At 47.4% G+C, this 7,149-nt stretch carries 7 protein-coding genes; 2 read left to right on the top strand and 5 right to left on the bottom strand.

All coding sequences use genetic code 11. From position 1 onward, the window contains the following. Positions 1-203: 203 nt before the first annotated feature. The 4 genes from C5O22_RS12810 to C5O22_RS12795 form a co-directional block, all read right to left on the bottom strand. Positions 204-626 carry a hypothetical protein gene (locus C5O22_RS12810; protein WP_132782434.1) on the bottom strand — a complete coding sequence of 141 codons (423 nt, stop codon included), beginning with the start codon at positions 624-626 and terminating at the stop codon, positions 204-206. A 166-nt stretch (positions 627-792) separates the two neighbouring features. After that, positions 793-1,851 carry a hypothetical protein gene (locus tag C5O22_RS12805; protein ID WP_132782432.1) on the bottom strand — a complete coding sequence of 353 codons (1,059 nt, stop codon included), beginning with the start codon at positions 1,849-1,851 and terminating at the stop codon, positions 793-795. After that, positions 1,836-2,171, bottom strand: a complete 336-nt coding sequence (locus C5O22_RS12800) for a hypothetical protein (RefSeq protein ID WP_132782430.1) — start codon at positions 2,169-2,171, stop codon at positions 1,836-1,838. Before C5O22_RS12800 ends, C5O22_RS12805 begins: the two co-directional genes overlap by 16 nt. 254 nt (positions 2,172-2,425) lie before the next feature. Beyond that, complete coding sequence (locus C5O22_RS12795; RefSeq protein ID WP_165910526.1) at positions 2,426-3,070, bottom strand: PrsW family intramembrane metalloprotease; 645 nt, start codon at positions 3,068-3,070, stop codon at positions 2,426-2,428. 96 nt (positions 3,071-3,166) lie between these two features. On the opposite strand from C5O22_RS12795, the gene C5O22_RS12790 reads away from it, so the two are divergent. Then, positions 3,167-3,712, top strand: coding sequence for a shikimate kinase (locus tag C5O22_RS12790; RefSeq protein ID WP_243692950.1), 546 nt, complete (start codon positions 3,167-3,169; stop codon positions 3,710-3,712). A gap of 59 nt (positions 3,713-3,771) precedes the next feature. Further along, complete coding sequence (locus C5O22_RS12785) at positions 3,772-5,823, top strand: EAL domain-containing protein (protein WP_132782427.1); 2,052 nt, start codon at positions 3,772-3,774, stop codon at positions 5,821-5,823. Positions 5,824-5,892: 69 nt separating this feature from the next. Here the strand turns inward: C5O22_RS12785 and C5O22_RS12780 are convergent, their stop codons facing one another. Further along, positions 5,893-6,990: a 6-phosphofructokinase gene (locus C5O22_RS12780; protein WP_132782425.1), complete on the bottom strand. Its 1,098-nt coding sequence runs from the start codon at positions 6,988-6,990 to the stop codon at positions 5,893-5,895. Positions 6,991-7,149: the final 159 nt, after the last annotated feature.

The raw sequence follows: 7,149 nt of genomic DNA, 5'->3' as shown, positions 1-7,149 counted from the left end.
TGATATCATTGCCGAGGTGACCGGCCTTCCCCGGGAGGAGATTGAGGAACTCTAGCCTAGCGGGGGGGGGGGGGGGGGGCCCTGGGGACCTCTAGGGATTCCGCGGCCTTCTAGGGGTGCTGGCACGCCCCTGAGAAGTGCCGGGGCGGTGAGGTGATAGGAGAACATATGCTTATTTTACAACAGGTTTTTCTTTATGATACTCACTGTATCGCTGGAAGTTTTTTCCCAATTAGTTTTTCAAGTACCTCTTTCTTTTGAAAATATCCTAATAGGATATCATCTGGTCCACCAGAAAGATCAACTCCAATTCCATTATGCTCAAATGGAGAAATTGATTGGACTTTCCCTATCACCACATATCCCAGCCCAGACAACAGACCTTTCACATATCGACCATCTGAAGTTAGCAATAATACAGCAGCATATATGCTTTTCCCATCATTATATCGCACCTGTAAACCTCCCTTCACCTTTTCAATTATCAACCATTGTTTAACGTCAACACACTCCATACCGTCAATAAAATACCATGAACCGATAAAGTCTTCCTCTTTATATTTTCCATCACCAAAAAGATTTACTGCAAGAATTAATGAAAAGACGACAATTATGATTTTCTTCATACAAGAGACCCTTAATACCTGTAAAAATTCTTTGGATACCCCTCAATTGGGGGTTTTATTAGGACCATAATAGGTGAACTGTTCAAGCGGTGCCGTCCCGCCCTCCTCTGTCCATCCCATTGGGCTGGATACAATGACCAACAGAAAACACAGCACTAGCTTCATGTCAATTCGTCTCATCGAACTCCTCCTCGGGAAAAGCTGCCTGAGATTCTTTTTCCTTTATCTCAGGATAAAACTCATAGAACATCGGACGATACTCAATACGTTCCATCGGCGCATCCCACAAAGGAGTTATCCGATAGATAGTGCACGCTGCATCGGCCACCACCTGAACATATATTGCATCGTCATCGCCGACAACATAAGAAACCTGAATTATTGTTTCGTTCCCCTCTGTGGGTTTTAGCCACTCTATAAAATACATTGTGTCTTTTTCAAAATCGTAGACAAGCACCTGGAATCGATCCACCTTCCGATAATCTTCTTTGTCCCAGCTCCACAGACCAAGATAAATGCGGTTCTTGCTATCAAGTGATTTTTTGGAATATGAGTCACCGAATGGTATGAAATAATCGGTATAGGGCAATATTCTAATATCTAGGCTTTTATCTTTTTTAATAATTAAAATATCTCTCAACCATTTTTCTAAATATATAAAATCAATTTTCTGATAAAAGTAGAACTTATTTATACCATCTGATAACAACATAGGACGCGAGGAAAATATCCTTTCTGAGAAAGTGATATCATTATAAGCCTTCATTATCGATTCCAATTCAGCATCTTTTAGATTAAAAAAAACATCTCCTTCTTTTTGATATTTTTTAGGAGTACTCATCATATCCTTCCCATTTTTATCCATATACTCAGCTCCACTGAAGTACATATTCCCCTCTACATCAACGAGGAGAAGTTCATTAAATGAAAGCGGATTATTGATATTTGGTTTTTCCGGGCCATAGATAAGACCTTCGATAGAATAGTTAAACCTTGCTACCCGTTCTACCTTCACTTCTAGCTTATAGTTGCGCTGCGGAATATGGAGACACTCTTCGATTTTTGCTCTATCCTTATTAATATCAATCGCTCTTCCATACACATCACGATACTGTTCAGTATTCTTTTTATATAATATTAGTCTTTGACTTGTATTTATCTCACTGTTTTCTGCGAAACAAATTAAAAAGTTAAACAATAACAATACTATTAATATCCTTTCCATTTGAGATACTCCTTTGTATAGTTTTTTTTCCATCGTTCCATATAACTTTTATTCATTATTATTTCTCTATAATAAAAATCGTTTTCATCAAGATAATTCACTCTGGGTCCTGACTCAAAGAACCTATACGCAGGCGCGCTATTATACATATACTCCCGTCCAGACGTATCTTTCCCCCCGTAAATCCCTATATGCTCATCGCCAGGGCTACCCATGACTATCAGGTCCCCCGGCAGGGGAGCCGTCACCGGCAAAAACCGCGAGTCAAAGTAGGTGTTCTTAACGCCACCACCAGAAAGACCGCTCATTCCCACATTCATTGTCGCATCCCTTTGGCGAAGGCGCAACTCTAAAAAAAAAAGGGGGAGCACCGAAAACTACTCCTCTGGGCCGCTCTCCCCACGCCCCCGCCTCGGCCGCCGCGGCTCCCCCCTCGCGCCTGCTTCCTTCGCCGCTTCCACATCCCCCCCCGGCCGGGCTTCCAGCCCGGCCCACTCCCCCAGAGCCCACGGCTCAGGCGATCAGGCGCTCCCCCCACTCCGGGCTCACCCACGGCGGGGCCCTTCTCAGGGCCCTATTTTTTCACTTCTTTTAAAAGGGGTAGCCAGAAAACAAAAAAGACCAAAACCGCAAAAATCACCCCTATCGCAGAAAAAAAGAAGGGAAGCCCCACGAGAACATTGTACAACCCATGAATAGCCAGGGCGAATATGAAGGAACCCCTTCCTTTTTCTTTATATACCCCCTTTCCTATCAAGGCCCCACAGGTCCCGTGGATAAGGGAAGTTGGAAGAAGTCGCACCCAGAGGCTCCCCGAAAACCGCAGGGTATAGAGAATAGTTTCCAGGGTAGCAAAAACGAGTCCCCCAAAGGCGCCCCACAGTCCCCAGAAGAGGAAATTCTGCACTTCGCCGGTACCGATAAAAACCTGTTTTCTCCAGGTATCCTTTTTCTGCGTGACAATCAGCAAAGTCAGCAAATAACGCATCAATTCCTCAATCAAAGCGGAACGGATGAGCTTTTCATAGAGCATACTCCAGGGAACAGAAAGGTCCGGGACGGGAAGCAATTCCTGAAGGAGAGCGCTCCCCAGAAGCGCCCCCCCACCGAGCCCCGTAGCCATAAGAAGAAGCGGGAACCCCCTCTTTCCCCATACCTGCCAGAGAAAGCCCCCGTACAATACAAGAGGTAGGAACGCTAGTATCAGACTTAGTACCATAAGGAAGAACCTCATTATAAAACAAATTCATTTCTTTACCTTCGAAGAGATTGCACAAGAAGCCTTTCTATGTCACTATAAAGTGGAGAGAAATCCGTGACAAGTAAGAAACAAAACATCATAATAGCCCTCGTAGGGCCAAAACACTGTGGGAAAACCACCCTTGCCCGGGAGTTGGCCCAGCGGCTTTCCCAGGACTGGTACGATACAGACGATATAATTACCCAATTAACCGGCCTCTCTCCCCGTCAGCTTTTTCAACGGAGCATAGAAGCGTTTCGAGCGGCGGAATACGAAGCCCTGAAAACAATCCTAGAAAAAGGGAAAGAGGGCTGTATTGTGGCCACCGGTGGTGGCATCATAGATAACCCGCCGGCCTGGGAACTTCTCCAGAAAAAAACAACCATTGTTTTTCTTGAGATATCCGCCGAAGAGGCGTGGCAGCGCATTCTTACCGCCCAGGGGTCAACAGGCACGCTACCTCCCTTTCTGCAAACCGAAAATCCCCAAGAAACCCACCGGATACTTCACCTGAGACGAAACAAAGCCTACGCAGAGAGCGCCCACTACATCATCCGGGACGAAGGTAAAAGCCCCCAACAAAAGGCGAGTAAAATACTCGAAAAATTAGGTCTTCTATGAGGTTTTCTGTTGACCACTTTCGTTTTTATACTATACTCATTACATAAGCAGGATATGGTATGGATGCCGAGAGGGTTTTAATTGTAGAAGATGAAAAAATCATAGCTCTAGACCTCCAGCGTCGTCTTGAACGATTCGGGTATGTGGTATGCGATACCGCCGCAGAAGGAGAGGAAGCCCTTGAAAAGGCCCGGATCCACCGGCCTGACATTATCCTGATGGATATCATGCTTTCCGGAGCCATGGATGGTATCGACACAGCAAAACGTATAAAAGAAGAACTCAATATTCCCGTTATTTTCCTTACGGCCTATGCAGATGAACATACCCTTGAACGGGCAAAAGTGGCAGAGCCCTTTGGCTACATCCTTAAACCGTTTAAAGAGCGGGAACTGTATACCACTATTGACATGGCCCTCTATAAGTTCAGGGCAGACAAAAAAATAAAAGAACAGGAACAGCTATTCTCCGCCATTCTCCACAGTGTAAATGATGGTATCATGGCGGTGGATACGAGCCTCAACATCCTTTTTATTAACCCCATGGCAGAAAACATGACCGGCTGGAGCGATGAGGAGATTCGGGGGAAAAACCTCGTCCAGACCGTAACTTTTCTGAATGCCAAGACGATGCTCCCCCTTTTTCCGGAGGCACTTCCCCAGGAACACCAGTTTTATAAATTTAAGGATGTTATTCTCCGAAACCGCTACGGCCATTCGTACGTGGTTGATGGCTCTATTACCCGGATCCATTATCAAGGAATCGATATCCAGGGCTATGTGGTCGCATTCCGGGATGTGACTGAAATAAAACGGCTTTCTGCCACCGTCGATTACCAGGCGAGCCACGACACCCTTACGGGTCTTTCCAACCGGGATGAATTTTCAATCCATCTAAAGACCATCCTGGAGGATATCCAGAAAAACGGCGGAACCCATACGCTCCTCCAACTCGATGTGGATCGTTTTAAAATAGTGAACGACACCTGTGGCACCATGGCGGGGGACGAACTGTTGCGCCAGATTGCGGAACTGCTGGAAAGCCTTACCCAGCGAAACGATTTTGTGGCCCGCCTCGGGGGCGATGAATTTGGGCTGATTCTTCACGACTGTAAGCTCGAGGATGCAGTTCAGGTCGCCCAGCGGCTTCAAAATGCGGTTCAGTCAAAAAAATTCGTGTGGAACAAAAACATATTTCCCCTTTCTTTCAGCATCGGTGTGGTGCCCCTCACCGCAGAGGACAACAATATTCAGAATGTTTTGGCTGCCGCGGATGATGCCTGCTACATAGCAAAAGAAGAAGGGGGGGGACGCATCCGGGTTTTCCAGCGAAATGAGGATCGCTACATTATTCGACGGGGCCAGATGGAGTGGGTAAGCAAAATAAACGAAGCCCTCGAACAAAATCGCTTCCGTCTGTGGTATCAGCCTATCGAACCGATGTATTCGAGTGCCTCCCATGTGGCTAAACTGGAAATTCTTATCCGCATGGAAGATCAAGATGGGAAAATAATAAGCCCCGGGGCCTTTATCCCCGCCGCAGAGCGGTACGGCCTTATCAGCCTTATCGATCGGTGGGTCATCAAACAGGTCATGGAAAGCTGGCTCATTCTTAAAAATAAGAATCACGAACTAATAAAGCGAATTTTTTCCATCAATATCTCCGGGCCATCCCTCCTGGACGAAAGTTTTATCGATTACATTTTAAGCACCTGTACTACCTACAGCGTGGATCCCCGGTATTTTTGTCTCGAAATCACCGAGACGGCGGCCATCCAGAACCTTTCCTATGCATCCCGATTCATCGAAAATCTTAAAAAACATGGTTTTAGTTTTTCCCTGGATGATTTTGGTTCCGGTTTCTCATCCTTCAATTATCTTAAAAATCTCCCGGTCGACTATCTCAAGATCGATGGTTCCATCGTCCAAAATATCGATGAAAGCCTTGTCAATTTTACGATGGTAGAATCGATTAACTCCATGGGACACGTGATGGGTCTTAAAACCATTGCCGAATTCGTCCGATCCCCCGCTATCATTGAGCGGCTTCGCCGCATCGGCGTCGATTATGCCCAGGGATACGCCCTGGCGGAACCCCGGCCACTCCCGTAAATCTACGCTATTGGATTGCCAGGCTCTGTAAAGGAACCTCTGGACGCCCCCAGCCCACCAGCAAAAGGGCTACTCATCGCCCATGCAGGTACCCACTGAACGGGCCGTATCAATCATGTAGTGATCCGGGGGAACGGCCTTGTATTTCCCCGCCACCTCTTCAAGGCTGACGGATCCCACCTCATTCCCCCGCATACATACCATTTTTCCGTAATCGCCCCGGGCAAGGAGTTCCGCTGCGGCAGTCCCAAAGGTGGTGGCCAGTACCCGATCCCAGGCGCTGGGAATGCCTCCGCGCTGAAGATACCCCAACACGGTAACCCGGGTTTCCATGCCGGTGGCTTCTTCTATTTCCCGGGCCACCCGATAGCCGATAGAAGGCTGGGCGGTTTTCTCCCGATACTTCTTCCGTTCCTTTTTTTCCATCTGGGCCTCTTCTACTGAGAGGGCCCCCTCCGCTACCACGACGATGGAAAAGCTTTTGCCATCCCGGGCTCGCTTTAATAGATGGCGGGTAATGGCCTCCATGTTATAGGGAATTTCGGGGATCAAAATAATGTCTCCTCCCCCCGCCACACCCGCATACAGGGCAAGCCATCCCGCCTTATGTCCCATGAGTTCGATGACCATCACCCGGTTGTGACTGTGGGCGGTAGAATGGAGCCGGTCTATCGCTTCGGTAGCTATGGATACCGCTGAATGAAACCCAAAGGTAATATCCGTCCCGACGATATCGTTATCGATGGTTTTGGGTAATCCAATCACATTAAGCCCCTCTTTCGACAAAAGGTACCCTGTGGTATTGGTTCCATTTCCCCCTAATACGACAAGGCAGTCCAGATTCAACTTTTTATAATTTTCCTTGATTATTTCCACCTTATCCTGGGCAACTTCCGAGTCGTATTCGCCTTTCCGGCTTTTAAAGGGTTTTTCCCGACTTGTTCCCAGAATGGTTCCTCCCCGCGTAAGGATCCCCGAAAAATCTTCTGGTTTTAAAAGGCGAGCATCCGCCTCGATGAGGCCCCGATACCCATTGGCGATCCCGATAATCGACATGTTGTAACGATCATAGGCAGCCCGACAGACCCCACGGATCGCCGCATTAAGACCGGGACAATCGCCCCCACTGGTAAGAATCCCTATCGTTCGGGTAACACTCTTTAGCATGCAGCCTCCCCTGGTAGTACCATTGTGTAGTACCATTGTAGGGTAAGAAGCGTTTTTTTTCCATAGTTAAGTTGTCAGTGAGCCGCCCTACGGCGGGACAGTGAACCTTTCCCTTCGAAAACACCCATCGATCCATCGCATTTTAATCGTGCCCCCAGG

Origin of the sequence: Treponema sp. J25, from assembly GCF_004343725.1 — a bacterium.
In the GTDB taxonomy this organism is placed as follows: Bacteria; Spirochaetota; Spirochaetia; order Treponematales; family Breznakiellaceae; genus J25.
This window is presented reverse-complemented; position numbering and strand designations above follow the sequence as displayed.

What these genes read in the sequence shown, in the direction of transcription:
- C5O22_RS12805 (WP_132782432.1), bottom strand. Translation starts at nt 1,851, where the DNA reads ATGGAAAGGATATTAATAGTATTGTTATTGTTTAACTTTTTAATTTGT.
- C5O22_RS12780 (WP_132782425.1), bottom strand. Translation starts at nt 6,990, where the DNA reads ATGCTAAAGAGTGTTACCCGAACGATAGGGATTCTTACCAGTGGGGGC.
- C5O22_RS12785 (WP_132782427.1), top strand. Translation starts at nt 3,772, where the DNA reads ATGGATGCCGAGAGGGTTTTAATTGTAGAAGATGAAAAAATCATAGCT.
- C5O22_RS12800 (WP_132782430.1), bottom strand. Translation starts at nt 2,171, where the DNA reads ATGAATGTGGGAATGAGCGGTCTTTCTGGTGGTGGCGTTAAGAACACC.
- C5O22_RS12795 (WP_165910526.1), bottom strand. Translation starts at nt 3,070, where the DNA reads ATGGTACTAAGTCTGATACTAGCGTTCCTACCTCTTGTATTGTACGGG.
- C5O22_RS12810 (WP_132782434.1), bottom strand. Translation starts at nt 626, where the DNA reads ATGAAGAAAATCATAATTGTCGTCTTTTCATTAATTCTTGCAGTAAAT.